This is a genomic window from Fodinibius sp. AD559, from assembly GCF_052712805.1.
In genome coordinates this window covers 55377-80554 of record NZ_JBQPVW010000007.1, presented here as the reverse complement: position 1 = coordinate 80554, position 25178 = coordinate 55377, and the positions used below count along the sequence as shown (strand labels likewise).

Genomic DNA, 25178 nt, shown 5'->3' with positions numbered 1-25178 from the left:
GTATTACTTATGCCTAAAGATCGGATACAATATGTTTGCGGGGACTGTGGACACACTTCGACCAAGTGGTTGGGGAACTGTCCCAACTGCGGCGCGTGGCATACGTTTAAGGAATTTACGGTGGAGCGAAAGACAAAGTCTGAAAAAGACCATAAAGGCAAAGTTGATGGAATTGAAGATTCCCAGCCGCCGCAAAAGCTCGACGATATTGATATGGATTCCCAAGAACGGTTTTTGAGTAATATCCAAGAGTTTGATCGTGTGCTGGGCGGTGGATTTGTCTCCGGATCCTTTGTGCTGATTGGTGGTGATCCCGGTATTGGGAAAAGCACGCTTACGCTACAGATTGGAAAAGCACGACCCGATTTAGAGATACTCTACTGTGCAGGAGAAGAGTCGGCGGGACAAATAAAACAGCGCGCAAAGCGGTTGGGCGTCAGTTCAGATAATTTCTATATCTATACTGAAACCGATATCAATAAAGTTCTTAAAGAAGCACAAAAACTGGATCCCGACCTATTAGTTGTTGATTCCATTCAGACAGTTTATCGTACCGAGCTGACGAGTATGGCAGGCAGTATACAGCAGGTCAAGGAGTGTGCTGCGCTGTTGCAGCAGCTGGCTAAAAAGCAGGATATCACCACGCTGGTGATTGGTCATGTAACGAAGGAGGGAACTATTGCCGGTCCGCGCGTGCTGGAGCACATGGTTGATACCGTGCTTCAGTTCGAAGGTGACAGCAATTATAACTACCGGATGTTGCGCAGTATTAAAAACCGGTTTGGCCCGGCGCAGGAAGTGGGCGTTTTTGAGATGAAGGAATCGGGTCTGGAAGATGTGTTAAATCCATCCCAGCTGTTTCTTTCAGAGTATAACAGCAAGGTGAGTGGCAATGCGGTAATCTGCTCGATTGAGGGTTCTCGTCCGCTCTTGGTTGAGGTACAGGCACTGGTAACGCCCAGCAACTATGGAACGCCTCAGCGTACGGCTACAGGCTTTGATCATCGTCGCTTGTCGCTATTGCTTGCGGTATTAGAAAAGCGGGGTGGTTATCAGTTTTCAGGGCAGGATGTGTATCTCAATATAGCGGGAGGACTGAAAGTGAATGATCCGGCCGCTGATTTAGGAGTGACCATGGCACTGGTATCCAGTTTCTTGGATAAGCCGATTTCCAATAAAGTTGCATTTTTAGGTGAAGTGGGACTGGGAGGAGAAGTGCGTACGGTAAATAAAATTGATCACCGCCTTACAGAGATCAATAAATTGGGGTTTGGCCATGCAATTATTCCCAAATCGAATAACGTAGAGAGTGGTAATGATTTAAAAACCAGTGGGGTTACCAATATTTCATCAGCGATAAAAAAAGCCCTTTAGTATAAACTAAAGAGCTTTTTAAGATCGTAAAATATTTTTTAGTACTGGTTGCGCTCTCGTCTGCGCTGTTCGCGAATACTTTTCTTTAAAGCCTCACGACGTTCTTTCGAAGGCTTAGTGTATTGCTGGTTTTCTTTGTATTCGTTCAGAATTCGTGAACGTGCAACCAGTTTTTTGAACCGGTTAACGGCTCGATCAATGCTCTCGTTATCTTTTACTTTAACTCCAACCATAAATTGTAAATTGTTTTGCTTTCAATTCTCGGACGCGAAATATAAGGATTCTTTTGTAAATGTACATACTTAGAACAAAGAAAATTTGAGTATCATTTCTAATAAAGCTTGAACTTAATTCCGAATCCAAATTCAAAGCCTGAACTGTACCATTGTTGATTATCTGTGGCATGAACTCTATAAGGGCTACCATCAGGATACCGTTCTAAAATTTCTTCTATTGTGGTGATATCACTTCGCATCAATCGATACCCACTTTGCAGAGTAAGAGAGATGGATTTCGCTAAAGGCCATTCAACTTCAAGATAGGGTTTAAAAGTATCCGGGAATTGATCCTCAATTTTTCCACCCACAACATCACCTTCTCTTCTGTAATCATTAACTGCAAATCGACTTATGTTAATACCACTTTTAAGCCTAAAGGAATCATTGTTAATAACGGCGTAAAAGATTCCGGCACCATATAAGAAATCTACGGCAGAATTGAATCCTCGGAAGAGCTGAAAATTTATGCCAAAACGAGATTGTTCAAAATCTGAAATGGAAAGAATAATGCCTTGGGATTGCGTGCCTGTATGTTTGATACTGTTGACTTGAAAAGAGGGAATGGCATTTGCATGAATTTCCGCCCAAAGATTTGGCACTTTGTCATCCTGAGCCGAGGCTGATGTTGCCCAGGCTGAAAGCATATATAGGGATATAATGCAGAACTGTTTCATGCCTAAAAGTTAAACAACAGGTTGAAAGTGAGTGTACCCGTTGAATATTCGTTCGTAAAATTGTATCGGAGGCAATATTGTGGCTCTGCCGTGATTGAAAAAGAGTTTCCAAGACTGAATTTTGTATCCAGCCCCAGTTGCGGGCCGGCAACAAAGCCGTCAAATCCCTGCCGTAAGTTCCCGGACGAAACCGGGGGATCATAGTCGCCCAATCCTACTAATGCACCGATATTTGGCATAAATGTAATATTCTCAGAAATGGAGAGTGACTTATAAATGGATGATACACCAAGTATGGAAGTCAAAGATGGATCAGCAAATCCCTGATAATTTTCAAGATTTAAATTAAAGCTGTGATAAGCAGACAGTTCAGTTCGGAGTAGAAGGTTGTTATCCCAGTGATTGGTTTGTCCCGCCGTGAGGCCAAGGTTAAGAATAGAAAGTTGTATTGTGGACGCATCTATCAAAATATTTGATTCAGTGTTTAATAATTCGGCATGCAGGCTCAAATCATATCGGTTGTTGAACCGATATCCAATGGCCGGACCAATAAGTTGCGTATCTTCAAAAATACCGCCCCGCAGATACAAGGATTCTACCATCGGAGTAAAAAAGCCCGGATCATCTTCGTAGGTAGTTTGGGCTTGTGTAATATTTGCGGTGGTTAACAGAACAAAAAATAGGAGGGTCGTAATAGTGATTTTTGCAAGTCTCATATTGATAATATTTTGGAATGTAACAAGTAGCGCCCGTTAATGATTAATAGTCTTAATAAGAATATTAATAAATTTAGGGGACAAAAGTTTAATCCAGCATTACCGGATTTTTGATGAACTCTTTAGGAATTTCATCTTGATTAACGCCCAGCCCAAAAAGCGCATAATCATATTTGGCAGGATCTTGAGGATCTAAAAGTCGAAGCGCTTCGGTAAGTTCTTGCACTGCCCACCAGTCATTATAAGTTCGGGAAAGGAGGCCAATCGCACGGGCCTGACGTGCAACGTGTACATCCAGCGGAATCATAAGTTTTGATTGCGGCATAAAATCCATTAAGCCTAAATCAACGGGGCTATTATTACGCAACGCCCATCGAAGGAAGAGATAAAGTCGCTTGCAGGAGCTCTTTTTATCGGCATTGGACACGTGCTTGCGCGTGCGTTGTGGGGCTTCGGGATGCCGGGCAAAGAACTGCTCGTGGAAAACGGACATCAATGGTCGTTTGTTTTCGGAAGCATTGTTATAGCAAAACGACCAGAAATCCTCAAAAGAGCTGTACTCTGATAGGATGGATTGCAAAATTTTTACGAGCCATTTCATGTCAACAGGCTTGAAGGTTCGGTGTTTGAATCCCTCGAAACGTTTGGCATCGCGATCAGAGAAATTGGCAATAAAATCGGCCGGACGATTATCCATGCGATCCAGGAAATCACGCACTTTTCGAATAACCACATCACGACGTCCCCACGCCATGGTAGCAGCAAAAAATCCGGCTAATAGCTGGTCCTCTTTTTGATTAAAAGCATGCATAAACAGGATGGGATCATCATCGATATAATCGGGCTGTTCAATTTTTTCGACCCATTTATCCAAGAAAGATTTTAGCTCTTTAATTTCTTTGCTTGATCGTTTTTGAAGCTCTGGTGGCATTGCTATAGTTTGAATTAAAGGTTCTTATTACCAATCCTCCTGTCCTCCTTCGCCAAGGAGGAACCCAATTGTTTTAAATCTATATTGAATCCAAAAATTAGCGAAAAGTCCCTCTTTGAAAAGAGGGATTCAGGGAGATTGAAAATCTGAAAATATAGAAGTTGATAAACTATAGATGCTGAAATAAGTTTGGTCCGGTATATCGGGGTTCAGCATGACGTATTGATTATATTTCTAATTCCTGTTGGCCTTTATCCAAATCCATCAGCTTTTCGGTAAGCTTGCGATTGGCTTTAGGAAATGGAAAGTCTTCAAGTTCATTAATAGCAATCCAGCGGATTTCCTGGCTCGATTTTGGTTTGGGTGTTCCATCCACTAACTCACATAAATAAGCATGTAGTGTGATTTTAAAATGAGAATACGCATGGTCAAGCTTCATAAACGGTTTTGAAATGGAAACATCAATATCCAGCTCTTCTTTAAGTTCGCGTTTAACGGTTTGCTCCATTTCCTCGTTTTTTTCCTGTTTTCCGCCGGGAAACTCCCACATGCCGCCCAGCATCGCGTCATCAGGACGTAGTGCGATAAGCACCTCTTCATCTTTATTCATCACAATGCCAACACCAATCTGGTGATGCGGTCGTTTTTTAGCAGATGATTTATAAGGAATTTCTTCAGTTTTCGCAGTTTTGTAAGCTATACAATTGGATTGTATGGGACACTCTTCACAACTGGGATTGGAAGGGGTGCAAATCGTTGCGCCCAATTCCATTACGGCCTGATTAAAATCCCCGGGTCGTTCCTCGGAAATTAGATCATCCGCAGCATCCTGTATAGTATTTTTTGTAGATGTACTTCTAACATTATCCTCAATTCCTAAATACCGACTAAGCACGCGAATAACATTTCCATCCACAACAGCATGCTTTTTTTGATAAGCGATACTAAGCACGGCCGATGCGGTGTAGGGCCCCACGCCTTTGAGCTCGTTGATGTCATCCCAGTTGTCAGGAACTTTGCCGTCAAATTCGTCAACAACGAGTTTTGCCGCAGCATGCAGATGACGAGCGCGACTGTAATATCCGAGTCCCTCCCACACTTTCAGCACTTCTTGTTGGTCGGCCTTGGCTAAATCTTGCACTGTGGGAAAGCGCTCCATAAAACGATTGAAATAAGGGGTGGCCTGGTCCACGCGAGTCTGCTGCAGCATAATCTCAGAGACCCATATTTTATAGGGGTTACCACAGTCGCGCCAAGGCATCTCACGCTTGTTTTGATCGTACCAATCCAACAAGAGGTTTTGAAATGTACCCTTATCCAATGTTTGCTACTTCCTAAAAGTTAAAATGATCTGCGTTAGTTGTCGGCTTCTTCACTGCGGGGATTCTCAACAACATTAATGGTGATGTCAATCGATTTTGCCGCACCGTATTGATCAGTTGCAATTACCCGAAATTCATTTTCACCTATTTGGCGCGGAGTAGGTGACCACGTGAATTTGCCCGTTTTCTCGTCAATTGAAGCACCCTCGGGTAAGTCTACGCCTAAGTACCGAATCAGCTCGCTATCGCTTCCGTCCGGATCGGTTGCTTTAATGGGTAATGAAAATTTTTCATTGATTGGAATACTTATCGATCGTATAGGCGCAAATCGTGGTGGTGAATTAAATGATGTGACTTCAACATTAACACTGGTACTGTCCGTTTTGCCACTGTTTGTTGAGGCGATAATTTTAACGCGATGGTTCCCAACATCGTCGGCTGTGGGTTGCCAGTAAAAGCTCTGTCCTCGTATTTCGGCGTGTGTAATATCATCAGACTGATAAGAGATCTGAACCGCGTTTGCAGGAACATCCTGCTCAAATTGGATTGGAAATAACAGTGGTTTTGTATGTGGAACTACCTGGTTAGAAATATCTTTCAAAGAAAATTCACCGGAGTACACTTCGCTTAATTCCGTGCTTACATCATCGTCAGAACCGCCGGGCACCGACGTTATTATTCGGCTAAGCTTATTGTATTCCGAAACCCACAGGTCATCGTTTGTCACTGTGAAATAATTCCCGGCGTCTTTGTCTTCTTTCCACAGGTCGGGGCTTCTATTTTGATATGAGGTCCAAACTCTGTTTGAATTGCCCTGAATAATGAGCCAGTTTTTCCAAGACTCCATCTTAACTATGGGCTCGTTAATACTGCCGAGTTTTGATGTGTTTCCAGAGCTGTCAATCTCGTATATGTTGCCATTAGGATCCGATCCGTAAACAGTATTATCAATTAAAAATATTTTACTGATATTCCCGGAGAGCTCCAGCTCTTTTGCCAGCGCTAATTGTCCATCCTCATAGTCAAAGTGATAGAGTTTTTGACTGGATGCAAGAGCAAAAAGCTGATCGTTAGAAGCTTCGATATCAACAATATTTTCTCGACTTAAGCGAGAACGCTCTACATAATCCATTGTGGAATCAACTGCAGCAGGTGTACGAAGCGAAAGCTTTCCGAGCCCTTTATTACCGAGAGCCACATATAGATTATTGTCGATGCGTTTAGCATCCTGTGGATTGGCGGGTAACAGGGTAGAGGAGTAGACGCCCAATACCGAAGTGGGTTCCAAAACTGTGAGTCGCCGGCTGTCTCCCCAAAGGTAAGCAAACCGAATATCGGCCGTCATCATATTACCTCGCTGTTCCATTCCGGTGGATGAGTAGAGCCACTGCAGGGTATCCTGCTGGGTACGAAATACAGCCATGCCTTCGGTGTCAGATAGAACGTAAACATGTGCAGCTGAACTGCCTATCGTTAAAGTGGATGGTATTTCTAATACATAAGAAAAATCTTTTTGCAGGGTCGGTTGTGCCTGTACATTTGTTGCAATGCAAAACAGTAAGCCGACAAAAAAAGTGAGTAGTTTGTTCTTCATAAATTTATAGCCAGTGATGTTTTTGATACCAGTGAATGGTACGCGAAATCCCTTCTCCCAGCGAGTATTGCGGGGTATAGCCGAGTTCACGGTGTGCTTTTTCATGGGAGCACGTCCATTCTAATATTAATTCCTTTGCTTTTTCCTTGTTAAGAACGGGATACATCCCAAAAAATGATGCAGCTTTTTCAACCGTACCTGCGATGGTCTTTACAAGTTTGGGTTTTAGGTAAATGGGTAACGCTTTTTTACCTAATATCTTGGAGGTAGTTCCACGAATTTGATTCCAGGTGTAAACTTCCGGCCCGGATATGAAATACGTGTGTACCCCTGTGGCGGATTGATCCACTGCTTTTAAAATCCCATTAATGACATCGCCCACATAAATCATTGAAATTTTGGGATGCTCACCGTCGCCAATAATAGGGCATATTCGTTTATTGACCATCTTAAAGAAGCTGTAAATTTGATCTTCGCGCGGTCCATATACTGCGGGCGGACGCAATATAGTAATAGAGGTATTTCCATTTGAGACCTCGTGGATAACTTCCTCCATTTCTTTTTTTGATTTCCCATAGTTACTGATGGGATTCATGGGCTTGTCCTCGGTAACGGGCCCGTCTTCGCTGGGACCGGCCGCAGCCAATGATGAGAGCACCACTATTTTGGGAACGCCTTCTTTTTGGGCAATACGAAGAAGGTTTTCGGTTGCATCCACATTGGCATATTTAAGCTCCTCATATGTGGGGGCTTTTACACGGCCGGCAATGTGGAAGATTACATCTACATCTTTAACTGCTTTTTTTAGCACAGGTAGGTCATCCAGATCACCGTGCACTCGGGTAAAATCCTTGTCCTTAAGCCATTTTTCATTGTTGCGAATGAGGCATCGTACCTCAGAATAGTCGTCAGAATTGATTAACGTGTCGGCCAGATGACTTCCAATAAAACCTGTGCCGCCGGTTACGAAGGCTTTCATCAAATTTTGTATATTTGGGGCCTAAATTAAACTGTGATTGTTAAAACATCTCAAGTTTAAAACAGTTATTAAGATACAAATATCAAAGATGTATTGGAAAATTTATGAAAGAACTTAGAGTTGCCATTTTTACCGGGAATTACAACCATATTCAGGATGGTGTTTCATTGACTCTGAATAGGCTGGTTGGGTTTTTGGAAGAGAAAGGTATCCCGGTAATTGTATTTGGTCCCACCGTTGATGAGCCGGCCATTGATCATGAAGGAGAATTTGTGCCCGTTCCCTCAGTTCCGGTTCCGGGACGATCAGAATATCGTATTACCGTTGGATTTCCCGAAAAAGCTCAGCGGCGACTTCGAAAATTTGAACCTACGCTCATTCATCTTGCCACGCCTGATGTATTGGGATTTCGTGCCATGCGCTGGGCTCAGGCTAACAATATACAGCTTGTAGCCTCGTATCATACCCATTTCACCAGTTATTTGAAGTATTATAATTTGGATATGCTGGAAATGCTGGGCTGGAAGTATATCGGATGGTTTTACAGTCAGTGCAAGCATATTTATGTGCCATCTCCTTCAATGGCTAATGAACTTAACGAGGAAGGTATCGATGAGGGGATCCGAATTTGGGCACGCGGTGTAAATACTGATCAGTTTAATCCCGATTTTAGGGATATGGAATGGCGCCGATCGGTTGGATTTGACGATGACGATAAGATTGTAACCTTTGTATCGCGATTGGTTTGGGAGAAGAACCTTCAGACTTTTGTTGATACGGTGAAGCGCCTACAGCAAGATCATTCTAATATTAGAGCGATGATCGTAGGCGACGGTCCGGCCAAGAAGGAGCTCGAACACATGTTGCCCGAAGCACACTTTACCGGATTTATTACCGGTGATGAGTTGAGTCGCGCCTATGCCAGCAGTGATATATTTCTATTTCCATCCGAAACGGAAACTTTTGGAAATGTAACGCTTGAAGCGATGTCGAGCGGACTGCCGTGCGTTGTTGCCGATGCTACGGGGAGCCGTTCATTGGTTGAATCAGGGGTAAACGGATTTTTAGCTGCTCCCCGCGACACACGAGGGTTTGCAGAATGTGTGGCGAATATTGCAAATGATGAAGAACTTTGGGATGAAATGAGCAAAGCAGCGCGTCAAAAAGCGTTGGCATATTCTTGGGAAAATGTAAACAATAAGTTATTGGAAAATTATCGGGAAGCGCTCAACGAACCTCGTCCCGCTCTTAAATTTTAGCCTAATCTTTTTTAAATCGTGCGAATTTTATACGTCTCTCATACACATCCGCCGGAAGGAAAAATTCTTGAAAATGTAGGTGGCATGCAGCGGGTAAGCCAACAGTTGATAAACGAGCTGAGGCGTAAAGATGATGTGGAAGTTATTACAGAAGCGATTAATGTTTCTGAAGATGGTAAAATAGCTCTACATACGGCTGGCTTTCTGTTTAGAAACTTGTTCGAATTGCCCCATAAAGTGCGTGAACACAATGCCGATGTAGTGGTATTTTCATCTATGGTTACGGCAAGCCTGGCTTATTTTATTCGGGATAAAGTTTCGGTACCGATGATTACGATTAATCACGGTCGCGATGTGACCCTACCGGTTAAAATTTATCAGTGGTTTGTGCCAAAGATTTTTAAAAATCTTGATGGCGTAATTTCCGTTTCGCGGGCAACGCGCAAAGAATGTATTAAACGAGGAATGGATCCTGAAAAAGGGGTAGCACTGCCGAACGGATTTGATTTTAAAAAGCTGAACAATTTTCCGGATAAAAAAGAATCTCGAAATCGACTGCAGCAGAACTTTCGCATTCCTCTGGAAAATAAGTTTATGCTTCTTACGGTTGGGCGAAAAGTTAAACGCAAGGGACATGAGTGGTTTATACGCAAAGTAATGCCTAAGATAGACGATAACATCGTTTATGTAACGGTGGGAGATGGCCCTGAGTTTGATAATATTGAAGAGGCTGTTGATGAATCAGAGTACCAGGATCGAATTTTTCTGTTGGGACGACAACCTGATGAGGTATTGAACCAGGCTTATGCAGCAGCTGATCTTTTTGTAATGCCAAATATTCCCGTAGCAGGCGATATGGAAGGGTTTGGTATTGTGTTGCTCGAAGCTAACATGGCACGGACTCCTGCTGTAGCTGCTGATCTCGAAGGTATTAAGGATGTAATTACCCAAGGTGAAAATGGCTATCGCGTGCCAACCCGAGATGCCGACCAATTTGCGGAAACAGTGAAGAGTATTCTTTCTAATAATTTGGAACAATTCTCGAGGCAAACACGTAGTTATGTGCAAGAGCAATTTAGCTGGAAGCATGTAGCACAACAGTATATTGACTTTTTTCAAACTATAATCAACAGATATACCTCTGGGTACCTTAATTAATATTATCTTATTGATAATTTGATTGATGGTTAATATGGAAGTATATTTGCAACGATAAGCACTTTTTTAAAAGCCGAAAAATGGAACGAATGGCTGATTCTAAATCAGATGTAAAACCAAACGATATTTTTGCCAAGGCTTACGATTTTACCAAAGCTGAGGAAATAAAAGCGGAGGGTCTTTATCCCTACTTTAAGCCTCTCCAAGCTACCGACGGTACAACGGTTCAGATTGATGGTCGCGAAGTAATTATGGCCGGTTCCAATAACTACCTGGGGTTGACAAATGATCCCCGTGTTATTGAGGCCGCTACCGAAGTTTTAAAAGTTTACGGAACGGGTTGTACGGGTTCACGATATTTGAATGGTACGCTTGATTTGCACATCGAGCTTGAAGAGAAATTAGCGGATTTTATGCGCAAGGATTCCTGTGTTTTGTTTAGCACGGGATATCAAACCAATGAGGGCGCAATTCAGACTATTGCAGGCCGGAAAGATGTAATTTTTTCTGACAAAGATAATCATGCCTGCATTGTTACGGGAACTCTTGTGTCCAATGCCAAGACGATGCGTTTCCAGCATAATGATATGGAGCAGCTGGAGATGTTGATGGAACGGGCAGATGAAAATGCCGGAAAAATTATAGTCAGCGACGGTGTGTTCTCGATGTCGGGAACTATTGCAAATGTTTCTGAGCTTGTACGATTGAAGAAAAAATATGATGCTCGTCTTTATCTCGATGATGCCCATGCTATTGGGGTGATCGGTGAAGGCGGCCGTGGTTCCGCATCTACGTTTGATCTGATGGATGACGTTGATTTAATTAGCGGAACATTTTCAAAATCATTTGCTTCGCTTGGCGGATTTCTGGTTGGCGATCATGAAGTGATCGAATATATTCGACACAATTCGCCCGCACATATTTTTAGTGCATCTATGCCACCTGCTAATGTTGCAACGGTTCTTAAAGCACTTGAAATCTTAAAGGAAGAAACGTGGCGTCTGGAGCGGTTGGATGAAATTTCTAATTATATGCGGGAATCGCTTCGTGATATGGGCTTTAATGTATGGAGCAGCCAAACTCCGATTATTCCTGTGGTAATTGGGGAAATGATGGACTGCTTTAAGTTTTGGAAAGGTCTTTTCGAAGCTGGTGTTTATGTGAATGCAGTGGTTCCTCCCGGGGTACCACGCGGTCAATCGCTGGTTCGCACCAGTTATATGGCAACGCACACTGATGAGCATTTGGATCGAATTCTCGAGGCCTTCCGTAAAGTGGGTATTGAGCAAGGTATTATTGATCAGAACGGTCACTCACTTCTCGAAATGGATTAAGTTGTGAAAACTACTCAGCGAATAAATGGTATTACGCTTGCTACCACCAAAAAAGAGCGTAAGCAATTTATAGATTTTCCTTATCAGCATTATACCGAAGATGAGAACTGGATTCCTCCATTGAAAATGGAGCAGAAAAAGCTCATCGATACGGAAAATAATCCGTTTTATGATAATGCTGATATCGCCCTGTTTTTAGCTGAACAGAATGGCGAACCCTGTGGAAGGATAGCTGCTATACAAGATCGTCGCTACAACGAACATCACAATAATAAGACCGGTTTTTTTGGATTCTTTGAATGTATCAATGATCAGTCGGTAGCCAACCTTTTATTTAAAGTTGCAGGCGACTGGTTAAAGCAGCGTGGACACACGGATATTTTGGGCCCAGCAAATCCAAGTATGATGGATGAAATCGGCATTTTAGTTGATGGGTTTGAATACGAGCCCAGCTTTATGATGCCCTATCATAAGCCTTATTATGATGATTTGATTATCAATGCCGGACTCGAAAAGGAGATGGATATGTATGCCTTTCGGGTGACGCAGGCCAGCGTAACACTTGATCGGATTTATCGGGCTGAGGAGATTGTTCGCCGTCGCTTGCCTAAACTCAAGATCCGCGAGATTGATACTAAAAATCTTGATCAAGAAGTAGAAATTGTTAGAAATATATTTAACCAGGCTTGGTCACAAAATTGGGGGTTTATCCCGCTTTCAAAAGAAGAGTTGGAAGAGCTGGCCAAGGATTTGAAACTTATCCTGGACCCTAAAGTAGCTCATGTCGCGGAAGTTGACGGTGAGCCGGTAGCCTTCTCAATTGCTCTTCCCGATTTGAATCAGGCCTTAAAGCATACCGACGGTACATTGTTCCCAACCGGAATTTTTAAGTTACTTTGGCACCGTCGAAATATTGATCAAATTCGCACAGCCTTAATGGGCGTTATTCCAGAATATCAGGGTAAAGGTATTGATGCGTTACTCCATAAAGAGGCTATAATTAACGGTAGGGAGGTCGGTTATAATTCCTCAGAATTGAGTTGGGTTTTGGAATCCAACAAAAATATGATTCGGGTTGCCGAAAAGTTGGGCGCGAGTATCGAAAAGACCTATCGTATGTATTGCAAGGATTTGTAGCACCATTCTGTTTTAGAAGTTCTGAAAGTGGTGGGTTAAATCGGAGTATATTTTATGGCCTTTCAAGACTCCGAAATCTCCGAAAAATTTCCTACCTTTGAATACCCGTGCAGAGTGAATTTCCTGCAGGAATTGAAAAGAATTTTTGACTAAAAAATCGAGTATTATGAGTGATTACCGTATTGAAACCGATTCAATGGGAGAAGTAAAAGTGCCGAAAGATGCTTATTACGGTGCACAAACCCAACGTGCTGTTGATAACTTTCCGGTAAGTGGCATTAGGTTTAGCCGAGGATTTATTGAGGCGCTTGGATTAGTTAAGAAAAATGCTGCGAAAGTAAATGCGGAATTGGGTGAACTCGAAGAAGGCGTTGCAGAGGCAATTCAAAAAGCGGCATCGGAAGTTGCAGAAGGTAGGTTTGATGAAGATTTTCCCATCGATATTTTTCAGACCGGATCTGGAACATCAACTAATATGAACGCTAATGAAATTATTGCAAAACGGGCCAATGAGCTTAAAGAAGATGAGGTTGATACCCAGATTCATCCCAATGACCATGTGAATTATGGACAAAGTTCTAACGATGTCATTCCTACCTCAATTCGTATTGCGGCGATATTAGCTGTCGAGAACAATTTGATACCTGCTCTCGAGCATCTGCAAAAAGCATTTAAAGAAAAGGGCGAGGAATTTGCTGATGTGGTAAAAACTGGCCGTACTCACCTTATGGATGCCATGCCGGTAACGATTAAACAGGAGTTTGACGGATATGCACGTCAGCTTGAGCTTGGCGTTGAGCGCCTGGAATCAGCATTGGAGCGAGTTACAGAACTCCCACAAGGAGGAACGGCCGTGGGAACGGGATTAAATACCAATCCCAAGTTTGGTGTAGAAATGGCAAAAGCGTTATCCGAGGAAGTTGATGCTGATTTGAGTGAAGCGCAAAATCATTTTGAGGCGCAGGCAACAGTTGATACACCTGTGGAATTAAGCAGTCAGCTAAAAACGATTGCTACCGGATTAATGAAAATTGGTAATGATCTTCGTTGGATGAATTCTGGTCCCAATAGTGGAATTGGAGAAATCAATATTGAAGCACTGCAGCCGGGTTCATCAATCATGCCGGGTAAAATCAATCCAGTAATTGAGGAATCTATCACGATGGTATGTGCTCAGGTAATTGGTAACGATTCGGCCATCACAGTAGCCGGGCAATCAGGAAATTTTGAATTGAACGTTATGCTGCCAGTTGTTGCTCATAATCTATTAGAATCAATCAATATTTTAGGAAACGCCGTACGTAACCTGGCCGACCGTTCTGTTTCTCGATTGAGCGTCAATAAAGAGCGAGTTGCTGATATGGTTGGAAGAAATCCTGTTTTAGTAACTGCTTTGAATCCGCTGATCGGATACGACAAAGCAGCAAAAATTGCGAAAAAAGCGTTTACCGAAAGTCGTCCGGTTAAGGAGGTGGCACGTGAAATGACGGACTTAAGTGATGAAGAATTGGATCAGGCATTAGATCCCATTAAAATGACCAAAGGTGGTTTTATGGAGTAGACTTTAAAAAAATAGCTATCTGAAAATAATTTATACTGCTGCAAAAGTTTTAACTGAAAACGGATATTATGGCATCTACAAAGACAAAAAAGGAGAAGAAATCGTCAGACATTTCTTACTCTCAAGAGCAGAAACAAGAGATCATAAGTGACTATAAGTTAGCTTTTAAAAGTCGAGAAGTTGCTTATTTGGGCCGCAAGGAAACGCTCACCGGTAAGGCGAAGTTTGGGATTTTCGGCGACGGTAAAGAGATGCCGCAGATTGCAATGGCTAAATATTTTAAGGAGGGCGATTTCCGTGCTGGCTATTACCGTGACCAAACTTTTATGATGGCTATTGGTCAGGTTACGGTGCAGCAGTTTTTTGCACAGCTTTATGCTCATGCAAATGTTGAAGAAGAGCCTCATTCCGGTGGACGTCAGATGAATGCACATTTTAGTACGCGTAGCCTGAATGATGATGGCAGTTGGAGAGATCTAACCGCGATGAAAAATACGTCGCCGGATATTTCTCCCACTGCGGGACAGATGTCACGGTTATTGGGATTGGCCGAAGCTTCAAAAGTGTATCGCAATCATGATTCCCTTTTAGAGCAGGATGAATTTCAAAAATTTTCGGATGGAGGAAATGAAGTAGCATGGGGTACTATTGGTGATGCCAGTACCTCGGAGGGGATTTTCTGGGAAACGATCAATGCCGCCGGTGTTTTGCAGGTTCCGATGGTGATGTCAGTCTGGGATGACGGCTATGGTATTTCGGTGCCTCGCAAATATCAGACGACCAAAGAAAGTATTTCTGAAGTTCTAAAGGGTTTCCAGCGAACGGAGGAACAGGAGGGAATCGAGATCCTGAAAGTTAAGGCTTGGGATTATCAGGCTCTTATGGAAACTTATGAAAAAGCTGAAAAAATAGCTCGGGAAGAACATGTGCCTGTGTTGGTTCATGTTACCGAGGTGACACAGCCGCAGGGACACTCTACATCCGGATCGCATGAGCGTTATAAGTCTGATGAACGCCTGGAATGGGAGGAAGAGTATTGCTGCCTCAACAGAACCCGAAGCTGGATGATTGAAGAAGATATTGCTTCGGAAGAGGAGATTGAAGCAATTGAGAAAGAAGCTGAGGAAGAAGTTAAAGAGGCCCAGAGAGCGGCCTGGAAATCTTTTAAATCAGAGTTGAAGGAAGAGCTTGAAACGGTAACAGCATTGATTGAAGACCTTGCCTCTGAGAGCAGTAAATCAGAGGAGTTGAACAAGATAATAAAGGACATGAAGGCCCCCATTGTACCGCTGCGAAAATATATCGTTTCGGGGGCTCGTAAAGCATTGCGATTAACACGGGATGAAAATATTTCTGCCCGCACTGAGCTACAGAATTGGCTCCAAGAAAGTAAGGAAGCCAATAGTTATAGATATGATAGTCATTTGTACAGCGAAGGCGAGCAGTCTCCACTGAATGTTGAGGAAAACCCACCGGTATATAGCGATGATCCCAAAAGTGTGGATGGACGCGTAGTACTGCGTGATAATTTTGACAAGCTGTTTGAGAAATATCCCGAAACCCTTGTTTTCGGTGAGGATACCGGGAAGCTGGGGGATGTGAATAAGGGACTCGAAAATATGCAGGATAAATACGGCGAATTGCGGGTAAGCGATACCGGTATTCGCGAAGCTACTATTTTAGGGCAAGGTATTGGAATGGCATTGCGAGGATTACGACCCATTGCCGAAATCCAGTATTTGGATTATCTGCTTTACTGTTTTCAGGGATTAAGTGATGATCTTGCCACTGTTCGCTATCGAAGTATGGGGGGACAAAAGGCGCCGCTTATTGTTCGAACGCGAGGTCATCGCTTGGAGGGAATCTGGCATACCGGATCGCCCATGGGCATGATTATCAACGGGATCAGAGGTGTGCATGTATGCGTGCCGCGAAATCTGACCGAAGCCGCTGGAATGTATAACAGTCTTTTAAAAGGGGATGATCCGGCATTGGTTATAGAGCCGCTTAACGCTTATCGGCTGAAGGAAGATCTGCCCGAAAATTTAGGAGAATTTACGGTACCGCTTGGTATTCCCAAAGTGGTTTCCGAGGGTACAGACATCACTATCGTTTCGTATGGATCTACCTGCAATATTTGTGAAGATGTGTTGCCGGAATTAGAAGAAGTTGGTATTTCGGCAGAATTGATTGACGTGCGAACGTTGCTGCCATTCGATCGCAAACATGATATTGTGGAATCGCTCAAGAAAACCAATCGCATTTTATTTGTAGATGAGGATGTCCCGGGCGGTGCTTCCGCGTTTATGATGAACAAGGTGATTCAAGATCAAAAAGGGTATTACTATCTGGATTCCGAACCACAGTGCCTGACTGCTAAAGAGCATCGTGGTGCGTATGGTTCTGACGGTGATTACTTCTCTAAACCCAACGAAGAAGATATCTTTGAGGCGGTGTATGCCCTTATGAGTGAGGCTAACCCGGCAAAGTATCCGCCTATATATGAGTAACAGTTTCAGGTGCGTTTTTAAAAAATATGAAGGGAGTGTTTAAAGTCTCTGTATTAAATAAGTCCCCGGGCTTTTAATTCCAGGTATTTGTTGATGGTATTAATAGAGAGGTCTTGAGGCCGGCTAAGAATAGTTTGAATACCACGCCGGTTTAGCATCTTAACAATACTTTTCTTTTCATAACTGAACTTTTCTGCAATAGTCTTGATATAGATCTCTTCTATGTTTTCGGGCGTATTCTGTAAAAGGTCGTCTAATTCGGTGTTTACAAAAAAGATACTGACCAACAGATGTTTGGAAGCGAGTTGCTGTAGGACCGGCAGTTTCCGCTTCATACTTTCAATAGTCTGAAAGTTTGTATATAACAAGATAAGGCTTCGCTGCGAAATCTTATTGTGCATAAAGGTAAGCAAGCGGTTGAAATCCGATTCTTTGAAATCGGTATCAACATTGTAGAGCGCTTTCTGAATTTTGTGCAAGTGCGTTCGCTTCTTTTGAGCGGGCACGATTTTACATCCTTTGTTTCCAAATGTAAGCAAGCCGGCCTTGTCATGTTTTGTGAGGGCAATATTAGAAATAGCCAGGCTCGAATTAATTGCATAATCAAGCAGTTGCAGTCCTTTGAAAGGCATTTTCATGACCCGGCCTGTATCGATGACGCTGTATATCTGTTGTGAGCGTTCATCTCGGTACTGGTTCACCATAAGATCACCGCCTCGGGCTGTGGCCTTCCAGTTGATTGATCGAACATCATCTCCCCGCACGTATTCCCGTATCTGATCAAATTCCATTGTATGGCCAATACGCCGTATCTTTTTAATACCTACGTCTTGTAATCGATCCGAGATGGCATACAACTCAAATTGTCGCATTTGAATAAAGGATGGATACACAGGCACTTCCTGTTCTTCATCAAAACGATACCGTCGTTCAATAAGCCCAAGTGGTGAGGTTACATAAATATTAAGAGCTCCAAAGGTATAGCTGCCTCGTTGGGTAGGTGTTAGTTTATAACCAATCTTAGTTTGCTTTTGGGGTGACAGACTGTCTTTAAAATTATGATCTCGCTTCTGAAACTGGAAGGGCAGTTCATCAATAATAGTAACCCCAACTTCAAAAGGATGGTAATGCTGTAGGGAGATGCTAATGGTATTGGGATCTCCATTTGATAATCGCTTTGGGAGATCTCTTGAGGCTTCTACTGCCTGGCCGGGATAAAACAGAAGCAGGACATCCGTTGCTATACAGACCGAAAGAGCTAATAATAATATTTCAGCTATGGCTCCGATGATAGGGAAGAAGTATCCCAGTACGAAAAGTATACAAACAGAAGACAGTGAGATGAAAAACCGGTTGGTCAGGTAGATGTTTTTGATGAAACGTACTATCGCGGTACCTCTATCTGTTTAATAATTCGGGTTATTACTTCATCAGTAGAGGTGCCTTCCATCTCTTTTTCGGGCGTTAAAATAAGGCGGTGGCGCAATACCGGCCGAGCAATATCCTGAATATCATCGGGAATTACGAAATCGCGACCATTAATAGCAGCCCAGGCTTGTGCAGCACGCATCATAAATACGGCAGCTCGTGGTGAGGCTCCAATATGGATGGCTGTATGATTTCGGCTATGCTGTGTGATGCCGGTAATGTATTGCATCAACGATTTTTCAACGTGGATATCAGAAACCAGCGATTGGTTTTGTACCAATTTCTTGGCCTCAACAACGGGATCGAGCTGTGAGGGATCATTTTTATTTTTACGCTGATGTACGCCTTCTAAAATAGCCGTTTCCTGATCCCGTTCGGGATAATCTACATTAATTTTAAAAAGAAAACGATCGAGCTGTGCTTCCGGTAATTTATAGGTACCTTCGTGCTCGATGGGATTTTGTGTTGCCAGGATAATAAAGGGTTCCTCCATAGCATAAGTGGTACCATCAACCGATATTTGCCGCTCTTGCATCACTTCAAAAAGTGCGGCCTGTGTCTTCGCCGGTGATCGGTTGATTTCATCAATCAGGACCACATTAGAGAAGACTGGTCCCTCTTTAAAGTTAAATTCTGTTGTTTTGGGATTAAATACTGAGGTACCGATGACATCCGCCGGCATTAAATCGGGGGTAAACTGGATGCGAGAAAAGTCGGTCGACAAGGTACGGGCAAATAGTCTGGCGGTAAGGGTTTTAGCAACCCCCGGCACGCCCTCAATAAGAACGTGCCCATTTGCCAACAGGGCCGTTATGAGCAGATCTACCATACGATGTTGACCTACGATTATTTTACCAATCTCGCTCCGGATACTATCAGCCATGGCTTTAATATCGGAAAGATCAGTTCGATTTTGTACAGCAGGTGCAAAGGAGTTGGAGTTGTCAGGTACTTCTTTAGGTTGGTTATTCATCGCGATGATTGTTGATAAAAAGTTTCAATATGTTTGTTCAAATACCAGAGTTCATCAGAAGAGATGTTCTCCTTAGCTTGAATTCGGTCAATAAAGTTAAAAAGCGTTTTTACAGTTTCCATATCTGCTCCCGAACGCTGGGAAAGGTGTTCTAAAAACTCATCATTGATATTTTGAGTATCCAGGTTCAAATCTTCCCGGATATGTTCTAACAAGTACTTAATCTTTTTTGAAGCAATGCCCTTATGATCTCCATTCTGATGATACAGGCGACCGATAGTTTTCGTAAATTCTACGGTGGAATTTTTGGGCTTTTCTATAACAGGAATAACACGCTGTCTGCGTTTAGCACGGAAAGTAAGAAATAGAGCTAACCCAATAAGTGCTGTAATCCAGGCCCACTTTAAGTAGGGATGGGAAACAATATAACGAAGGGGAGAGGTATTCACCATGCGCCCGTCTTTGTTATATTCATCCCAAACCGTTTGGGCTACCGGAAGATGAGAAAGCACACGTGAGGCATACTTAGCCTTTTGGTAATCACGCATAAAGTAGTTGGTAAACACATGGGGTACAGAATGCACATAGAATGTACCGGTTCCACGTTCAATCTTAATAAAGTTCACTTCACCGTTACCATTGCTACCCATGATAGTAGTTGCAGAGGAGTCAAAATCGGTAAAATAGGAGCTTCCCAGCATTTTAGGGAAGCACCATTGCCCCTTATAAGATTTGCTGTCATGAGTAAAATTTAGACTCAGGGAATCCCATTTTGAATTAAGGGCAGGAGCCGAAAATATAGGCAGGTCGGTTACTTTCAATTCAAGGCTGTCGGCCAGCGGTCCATCAAGAGTATGGGCAGAGATAAAAATATTATTTCCGTTGCGGGCTCGTTCCAACAATATTTCAGATTCATAACGATCGGGCGAAAAACTACTGTTGATATAGATTTCATTTTGGAACGAGGCAGTATCACGGCTTTTAAAAATAGGTTTATTCCGGTAAAGGACAGGCTGATCAGGAAAAATATCATCGAGTACATTGCGCGTTATAAAGCAGCCGTAGGGTTTCTTAGCCAGACCGGAATAACTGGGGGACCAGTCAATGGATTTGGGTTGAGTCCATTGAACCAGCAGGTATCCCACTACTGTTATAACTAATATAGAAATATAAAGGTGTTTCTTTTTCACGATGAATGCCGAATAAGAGTTCGCATTTCTTTAAACTGTTCGTGAATAGATTGAAAGTCAGTACTATTTATTGGAAAGTTTCCATATTCAATTAGCTCATAATATTGGGTCAACTCACGAAAATGAGTACGGAGTTTGGGTTCATCTATTTCATAGAGGTACGTACGATTAGTCTTTTCCTTTTTCCAGTTAATATAACCGCCCTCCTGTAGCTGTTTAAGTTTTTGTTGATACAGATATCGGACAGCTAAACTATAGTTATTATCTGTAATGGCGTTGTTGATAAGCTCATCCAGGTCAAGGTTGTCAAGGTCTTGCTTGTTAAAAGTTATCGGTTGCTTTTGGATATCATGACTGCGGATGATATTGCTTATGTTCCCTTTCATAAACTGATTAATAAGGAGAACAATAAGCCCGATGAAGAGCAGTATGAATAAATATTTAAGTATACTATTTGCTGTGGGATTGTCCAGCAGTTTAGCTATTTGGTTTAATCCCCATGCAAAAATTTTTTCTACCAGTGATTGGTCTTCTTTGGGAAGAGATCGATAGATAAAATCCTCTTGTTGGGCATAGGAATCGATGTTCTGTTCTGTCGGCTGTCGGACATCCGGAACAGAGGACTGCCGATCCGTTTGCTGCCCGAAGGCAAAAAACGGAAGAACAGTCATAAAAAAGGAAAACAAGAAATAGCGATGATACTTCAACGAACAGAATACTTAGGCGTTAGCGGAATTACCAATTTCATTGATACGCTGTTGCAATGCTGCGCCTTCTTTACGTTCTACCAAGTTATAAAAGTGAAAGCCGAGAGCTAAGTATAATATGCTGTAGAATATATAGTTCAAAGAGGTTACAAAACCATAGAAAATAGCTATTAATGTACCTGCTGTATTAGGATCTGCAAAGCCAGAAAAGCCACTAATAGCAGAGACGATTACAAAAGGCAGGCTTAGCGCTTGAGATAATAGGCCAATAAGGATTGATAAAACTAACACAAGACCCAATGTAAACCACCAGTGATTGGTAATTAAATGCCACGATCGTGAAAAAGCATCACTAATAGAGTGATTGTCTTCTAATACATATGCTGCGGCAACCAAAGTAAGTTTTACAGAGATAAAGATGCCGGGAATTACTAAGGCTATCACTCCCAACATAGTTGCGAAAAAGACTCCAATCGAGATCATCAAAATCCCTAAGAAATTTGATTTGAGCCCTTGCCAAATATGATCTACTGTTATTTTAGCATTAGAGACCGTTTCATCAGCTACCAGCTTCATATGAGTGTATATAACCGCAGCCAAGGCAGTCATTGTTAGAACTCCAAAGAATGTTCCGGTTCCGGAAGTAGCCATAAATTTTGATAGGAAATCTCCAGAGTTCATGGCATCCGGATTCATTCCCATCTCAAAAGAAGCTGAAAAGTACTGGGTCATTAGAATACTTGTTACAGCAATGAGGGGGACGACAAAATAGAGTAAACTTTTGCCAAGCACCTCATAGTGTTGACGAATATATGTAAATGGTGCCGTAATGAGATCACCAAAATCCCGAGGTTGTTTTATTTTTAAAGTATCAGGCATAATGATTTGTTATTTATTGTTGGAGATGACGAGGATATAAAACGAAATACCATAGCACAAACAGTAGTGAACCTGCTATGATGAATAAACTTAACAGTAGTGGCATTTCGGTATAACGTGTAACAAAAGACTCTAAAAAACCGGCCAATATAAATATTGGTACTAACCCAATGGTCATTTTAAGTCCTTCGCGGGCACTTCGCTTAAATGAAGTTAAGCGTTTATAGCTACCGGGAAACAGGATACCACTCCCCATCACTATACCGGCCGCCCCGGCAATGACGATAGCTGACAGCTCAAGGGTACCGTGAATAAAGACAACTAACAGTGATTCGGTAACCACCCCATATTGGCTAAACATAGCCAAGAATGCCCCGATGAAAATGCCATTGTACATGAGCAGTAATCCGGTTCCTACTGACGCAAGTATACCAGATACGAATGCCATAAAAGAGACTCGTACGTTGTTGATGGTAATCCCAAGAAACATATCCATCGAATGATCTTGCTTATATACAGCCATGGGATCGTTTTGCTCAATATTATGGATCGTCATATTTACATACCGATCGCCCAATATCATTCGACTAAAATCAGGATCATTTAGTTCTGATATGATGCCTATACCGAGGGCAACAATAAATACCGTGAATGCAATCGTGAGTTTATGGCGGTGCTTATAGTAGAGCTGGGGTAATTCTTGTTTCCAAAAATGAAGGATACGTCTTTTATCCTCCTTTTTGTTTTCATAGATCTGTTCATGTACCTTTGCAGTTAACTCATTGAGATATGCGGTGGTCTCACTACTGGGATAATATGTTTGCGCCCATGCCAGATCATCAGTTAGCCTGGTATATAAATCAGCGAGTTCATCAGCATCTGCTTTTTCTGGTTGTTCCAGCAGTTGCTCAAACTTTTTCCAGTGAGGAGCATTTTGACGTAAAAATTTAACCTCTCGCATAGCCTCTGGTACTAGTTGCGCTCTTGAAATTATTCGTGGATGACTTGATGCTTGAAAAGCCTTTGATATTATTAACCTAATAAACAGAATTTCTCAAACTCATCAAAAATAATATACCCACCAGGATTATTTCTTTATGAATCATTTAAATATAGAAACCTCTCAGCATGTACAGATAGATTATATTCCAGCAGGCATTGGGGCACGTATTGGAGCCTACATTTTAGATATAATCATAATGGGGATCTACTTAGCTGTTTCTCTTTCTTTAATTTTTGAGTTTTCGGAATCGTCAACATGGGTTATTATGGCAGTAGTGGCCCTTCCGCTTATGGCTTATCATCTTGTTTTTGAGCTTTTTATGGAGGGGCGGTCACCAGGAAAGAAAGCGGTGGGTATCAAAGTGATAAAAACCGACGGGACCCCGGCAACGTTTGGTAATTATATAATGCGATGGATCTTTCGTCTTATTGATATTACTACTACATCGGGTACTGTAGCTTTTGTTACTATTTTGGTTAATGGCAAAGGGCAGCGACTGGGAGACTTGGCCGCGGGCACTGCGGTAGTAAAAAATAAAAAAAGAACCAGCCTGTCGGATACTTTGTATGCAGATGTGGAAGAGGGATATGAGCCGATCTATCCCGAGGTATCGGTCTTAAGCGATAAAGATATATCCATTGTTAAAGAAGTATTGAATGAAAGGAAAGAATATGATCGGCAGACGTATAAGATTATAGCTTTGAGAACGCGTAATGCTATCAAGGAAAAGATGGGAATCGAAAAGACTCGGGAAAAGGGCACGTTAAAATTTTTACGGACTGTTGTAAAGGATTATAACGTAATTCATGGTTAAATACTCTTCCTTTAAAAGTGCAGGGGTCTTATTCTATGGAGTCAATCACAATTACACGTTTGATTAAACCATCCATTGCATCATAATCTGATATCCATCGACCTACAATAACCAGATTATTCTTCTGGTCGATATAGACCATATTAATACCACTGTCCAGAAACACATATGCACTTTTGGGAGCGCTGGGCAGACGTTCTTGGTCGTAGCTTAAAAAGAAATTCATATAACCATTGCCATTGTTGGCCTCGGGTGTCCGGGCTATTTCAATCCAGTTTTAGGAGATGAGCTTATTATCACCCGCATGCACTTACAAAAATACTGTAGCAAGAAGTATTATTGGATGTTTCATAGAATTAAAGGTCATTACTTCTCCGGCTTTTCGCTTAAAACTCTTTTTGAATTAGAAAAGAAGAGTAATAATTACAGGACCAGAATATCTATAATAACGAAAGCCCAGATGACAGGTAAGTATCCAAATGAGGCAAACATTAATTTTTTGGCGGAAGGTTTGTCGCGATCTTTGGCAAAGATAAGTCCATAATAAAGGAACACAATACTGCTTAAGAGGCCGCCGATTAAATAGATCCAACTATTCATTCCAATATGATACAGCCCGTATGAAACCGGTAGTAAAGCAACTAAACATCCTACAATTAGTGTTGTTGCCTTTGCGCCTTTAGGATCACTTTTTGGAAGCATCTGAAAGCCTGCATTGCTATAGTCATCTTTGCAGACCCAGGCAATAGCCATAACGTGGGGAATTTGCCATAGAAATACGATGCCAAACAGTAGCCACATGCCCGTACTTCCCAGATGACCTGTTGCAGCGGCCCAACCGCCTACCGGAGGCAGTGCTCCCGGTATTGCACCAATGAATACGTTAGCAACCGAAATGCGTTTCATGGGCGTGTAAATGCCCAAGTAGATGAGGGTCGTTAATAGTGATACTAATCCGGCAACGGCATTAACGGCAAGTAGTAAATAAAGTAGTCCAACGGTAATTAATGTGAGAGAAAATAATACGCTTTTCTTGGGCGATATTTTACTTGCGGGGACAGGACGTTTTTGGGTCCGTTTCATTTTACCGTCGTACCGCCATTCCAAAAATTGGTTGTGTGCTGCTGTGCCTGATGCTATAAGCCATGTCCCGAGAGTGGCATGAATAAGGGTGATGTAATCAATTTGTCCGGATGACCCCAATACAAATCCGATCAGCATACTTATTAAAACCGTGAGGGTGATTCCCGGCTTGGTAAGCTCATAGTATGCCGCTATTTGCTGGGTATCAAGAAATGTTGAAAGGGAAAATTTTGTAGTTAACTTCATGCCAAGTACGTGGTTTTTGTCAGATGCA

The 25178-nt window shown here is 42.3% G+C and carries 23 protein-coding genes; 8 read left to right on the top strand and 15 right to left on the bottom strand.

Annotation, left to right across the window (positions count from 1 at the left end; all coding sequences use genetic code 11):
- Positions 1-9 precede the first annotated feature (9 nt).
- A complete protein-coding gene (radA, locus tag ACQ4LT_RS12720; RefSeq protein ID WP_445666439.1) occupies positions 10-1374 on the top strand; it encodes a DNA repair protein RadA in 1365 nt (454 codons plus the stop codon).
- Positions 1375-1412: 38 nt separating this feature from the next.
- Here the strand turns inward: radA and rpsU are convergent, their stop codons facing one another.
- From rpsU to ACQ4LT_RS12685, 7 genes are all read right to left on the bottom strand, one after another.
- A complete protein-coding gene (rpsU, locus tag ACQ4LT_RS12715; protein WP_095607056.1) occupies positions 1413-1607 on the bottom strand; it encodes a 30S ribosomal protein S21 in 195 nt (64 codons plus the stop codon).
- A 98-nt stretch (positions 1608-1705) separates the two neighbouring features.
- Positions 1706-2326, bottom strand: coding sequence for a hypothetical protein (locus tag ACQ4LT_RS12710; protein WP_445666438.1), 621 nt, complete (start codon positions 2324-2326; stop codon positions 1706-1708).
- 2 nt (positions 2327-2328) lie between these two features.
- A complete protein-coding gene (locus ACQ4LT_RS12705; RefSeq protein WP_445666437.1) occupies positions 2329-3042 on the bottom strand; it encodes a hypothetical protein in 714 nt (237 codons plus the stop codon).
- 88 nt (positions 3043-3130) lie between these two features.
- Positions 3131-3973, bottom strand: coding sequence for a TIGR02757 family protein (locus ACQ4LT_RS12700; RefSeq protein ID WP_445666436.1), 843 nt, complete (start codon positions 3971-3973; stop codon positions 3131-3133).
- A gap of 226 nt (positions 3974-4199) precedes the next feature.
- The gene (gene mutY / locus ACQ4LT_RS12695) at positions 4200-5294 is read right to left on the bottom strand and encodes an A/G-specific adenine glycosylase (protein ID WP_445666435.1); all 1095 of its coding nucleotides are present in this window, start codon (positions 5292-5294) and stop codon (positions 4200-4202) included.
- Between the two features lie 35 nt (positions 5295-5329).
- Positions 5330-6994 carry an Ig domain-containing protein gene (locus ACQ4LT_RS12690; protein WP_445666434.1) on the bottom strand — a complete coding sequence of 555 codons (1665 nt, stop codon included), beginning with the start codon at positions 6992-6994 and terminating at the stop codon, positions 5330-5332.
- Positions 6894-7868 (bottom strand): NAD-dependent epimerase/dehydratase family protein, encoded by a 975-nt coding sequence (locus tag ACQ4LT_RS12685; protein WP_445666433.1) that lies wholly within the window; start codon positions 7866-7868, stop codon positions 6894-6896. Before ACQ4LT_RS12685 ends, ACQ4LT_RS12690 begins: the two co-directional genes overlap by 101 nt.
- A 104-nt stretch (positions 7869-7972) precedes the next feature.
- Here ACQ4LT_RS12685 and ACQ4LT_RS12680 point away from each other — a divergent pair, with 104 nt between their 5' ends.
- The 6 genes from ACQ4LT_RS12680 to ACQ4LT_RS12655 all read left to right on the top strand — a co-directional run bounded on the left by ACQ4LT_RS12680 (position 7973) and on the right by ACQ4LT_RS12655 (position 16827).
- Entirely contained in the window at positions 7973-9127 is a 1155-nt protein-coding gene (locus tag ACQ4LT_RS12680; protein WP_445666432.1) for a glycosyltransferase family 4 protein, read from the top strand.
- Between the two features lie 18 nt (positions 9128-9145).
- Positions 9146-10285, top strand: a complete 1140-nt coding sequence (locus ACQ4LT_RS12675; protein ID WP_445666431.1) for a glycosyltransferase family 4 protein — start codon at positions 9146-9148, stop codon at positions 10283-10285.
- A gap of 89 nt (positions 10286-10374) precedes the next feature.
- Positions 10375-11619, top strand: a complete 1245-nt coding sequence (locus tag ACQ4LT_RS12670) for an aminotransferase class I/II-fold pyridoxal phosphate-dependent enzyme (RefSeq protein WP_445666430.1) — start codon at positions 10375-10377, stop codon at positions 11617-11619.
- A 3-nt stretch (positions 11620-11622) separates the two neighbouring features.
- Positions 11623-12756, top strand: coding sequence for a GNAT family N-acetyltransferase (locus ACQ4LT_RS12665; protein ID WP_445666429.1), 1134 nt, complete (start codon positions 11623-11625; stop codon positions 12754-12756).
- 166 nt (positions 12757-12922) lie between these two features.
- Positions 12923-14317: a class II fumarate hydratase gene (locus ACQ4LT_RS12660; RefSeq protein ID WP_445666428.1), complete on the top strand. Its 1395-nt coding sequence runs from the start codon at positions 12923-12925 to the stop codon at positions 14315-14317.
- A gap of 68 nt (positions 14318-14385) precedes the next feature.
- Complete coding sequence (locus ACQ4LT_RS12655; RefSeq protein ID WP_445666427.1) at positions 14386-16827, top strand: alpha-ketoacid dehydrogenase subunit alpha/beta; 2442 nt, start codon at positions 14386-14388, stop codon at positions 16825-16827.
- Positions 16828-16880: 53 nt separating this feature from the next.
- Here the strand turns inward: ACQ4LT_RS12655 and ACQ4LT_RS12650 are convergent, their stop codons facing one another.
- From ACQ4LT_RS12650 to ACQ4LT_RS12625, 6 genes are all read right to left on the bottom strand, one after another.
- Entirely contained in the window at positions 16881-17720 is an 840-nt protein-coding gene (locus ACQ4LT_RS12650; protein WP_445666426.1) for a DUF58 domain-containing protein, read from the bottom strand.
- 491 nt (positions 17721-18211) lie between these two features.
- Entirely contained in the window at positions 18212-19228 is a 1017-nt protein-coding gene (locus ACQ4LT_RS12645; RefSeq protein ID WP_445666425.1) for an AAA family ATPase, read from the bottom strand.
- Positions 19225-20418, bottom strand: a complete 1194-nt coding sequence (locus ACQ4LT_RS12640; protein WP_445666424.1) for a DUF4350 domain-containing protein — start codon at positions 20416-20418, stop codon at positions 19225-19227. The genes ACQ4LT_RS12645 and ACQ4LT_RS12640 overlap by 4 nt, the downstream gene beginning before the upstream one ends.
- The gene (locus ACQ4LT_RS12635) at positions 20415-21089 is read right to left on the bottom strand and encodes a DUF4129 domain-containing protein (RefSeq protein WP_445666423.1); all 675 of its coding nucleotides are present in this window, start codon (positions 21087-21089) and stop codon (positions 20415-20417) included. Before ACQ4LT_RS12635 ends, ACQ4LT_RS12640 begins: the two co-directional genes overlap by 4 nt.
- 48 nt (positions 21090-21137) lie before the next feature.
- On the bottom strand, positions 21138-22004 hold the full coding sequence (locus tag ACQ4LT_RS12630) for a hypothetical protein (RefSeq protein WP_445666422.1): 867 nt from the start codon (positions 22002-22004) through the stop codon (positions 21138-21140).
- Between the two features lie 13 nt (positions 22005-22017).
- Positions 22018-22965, bottom strand: a complete 948-nt coding sequence (locus ACQ4LT_RS12625) for a stage II sporulation protein M (protein ID WP_445666421.1) — start codon at positions 22963-22965, stop codon at positions 22018-22020.
- 136 nt (positions 22966-23101) lie between these two features.
- Here ACQ4LT_RS12625 and ACQ4LT_RS12620 point away from each other — a divergent pair, with 136 nt between their 5' ends.
- Entirely contained in the window at positions 23102-23821 is a 720-nt protein-coding gene (locus tag ACQ4LT_RS12620) for an RDD family protein (RefSeq protein WP_445666420.1), read from the top strand.
- A gap of 28 nt (positions 23822-23849) precedes the next feature.
- Here ACQ4LT_RS12620 and ACQ4LT_RS12615 read toward each other — a convergent pair whose 3' ends face one another.
- Both ACQ4LT_RS12615 and cyoE read right to left on the bottom strand, forming a co-directional pair.
- Positions 23850-24047 (bottom strand): hypothetical protein, encoded by a 198-nt coding sequence (locus ACQ4LT_RS12615; protein ID WP_445666419.1) that lies wholly within the window; start codon positions 24045-24047, stop codon positions 23850-23852.
- 197 nt (positions 24048-24244) lie between these two features.
- The gene (gene cyoE / locus ACQ4LT_RS12610) at positions 24245-25150 is read right to left on the bottom strand and encodes a heme o synthase (RefSeq protein ID WP_445666418.1); all 906 of its coding nucleotides are present in this window, start codon (positions 25148-25150) and stop codon (positions 24245-24247) included.
- Between the last annotated feature and the right edge of the window lie 28 nt (positions 25151-25178).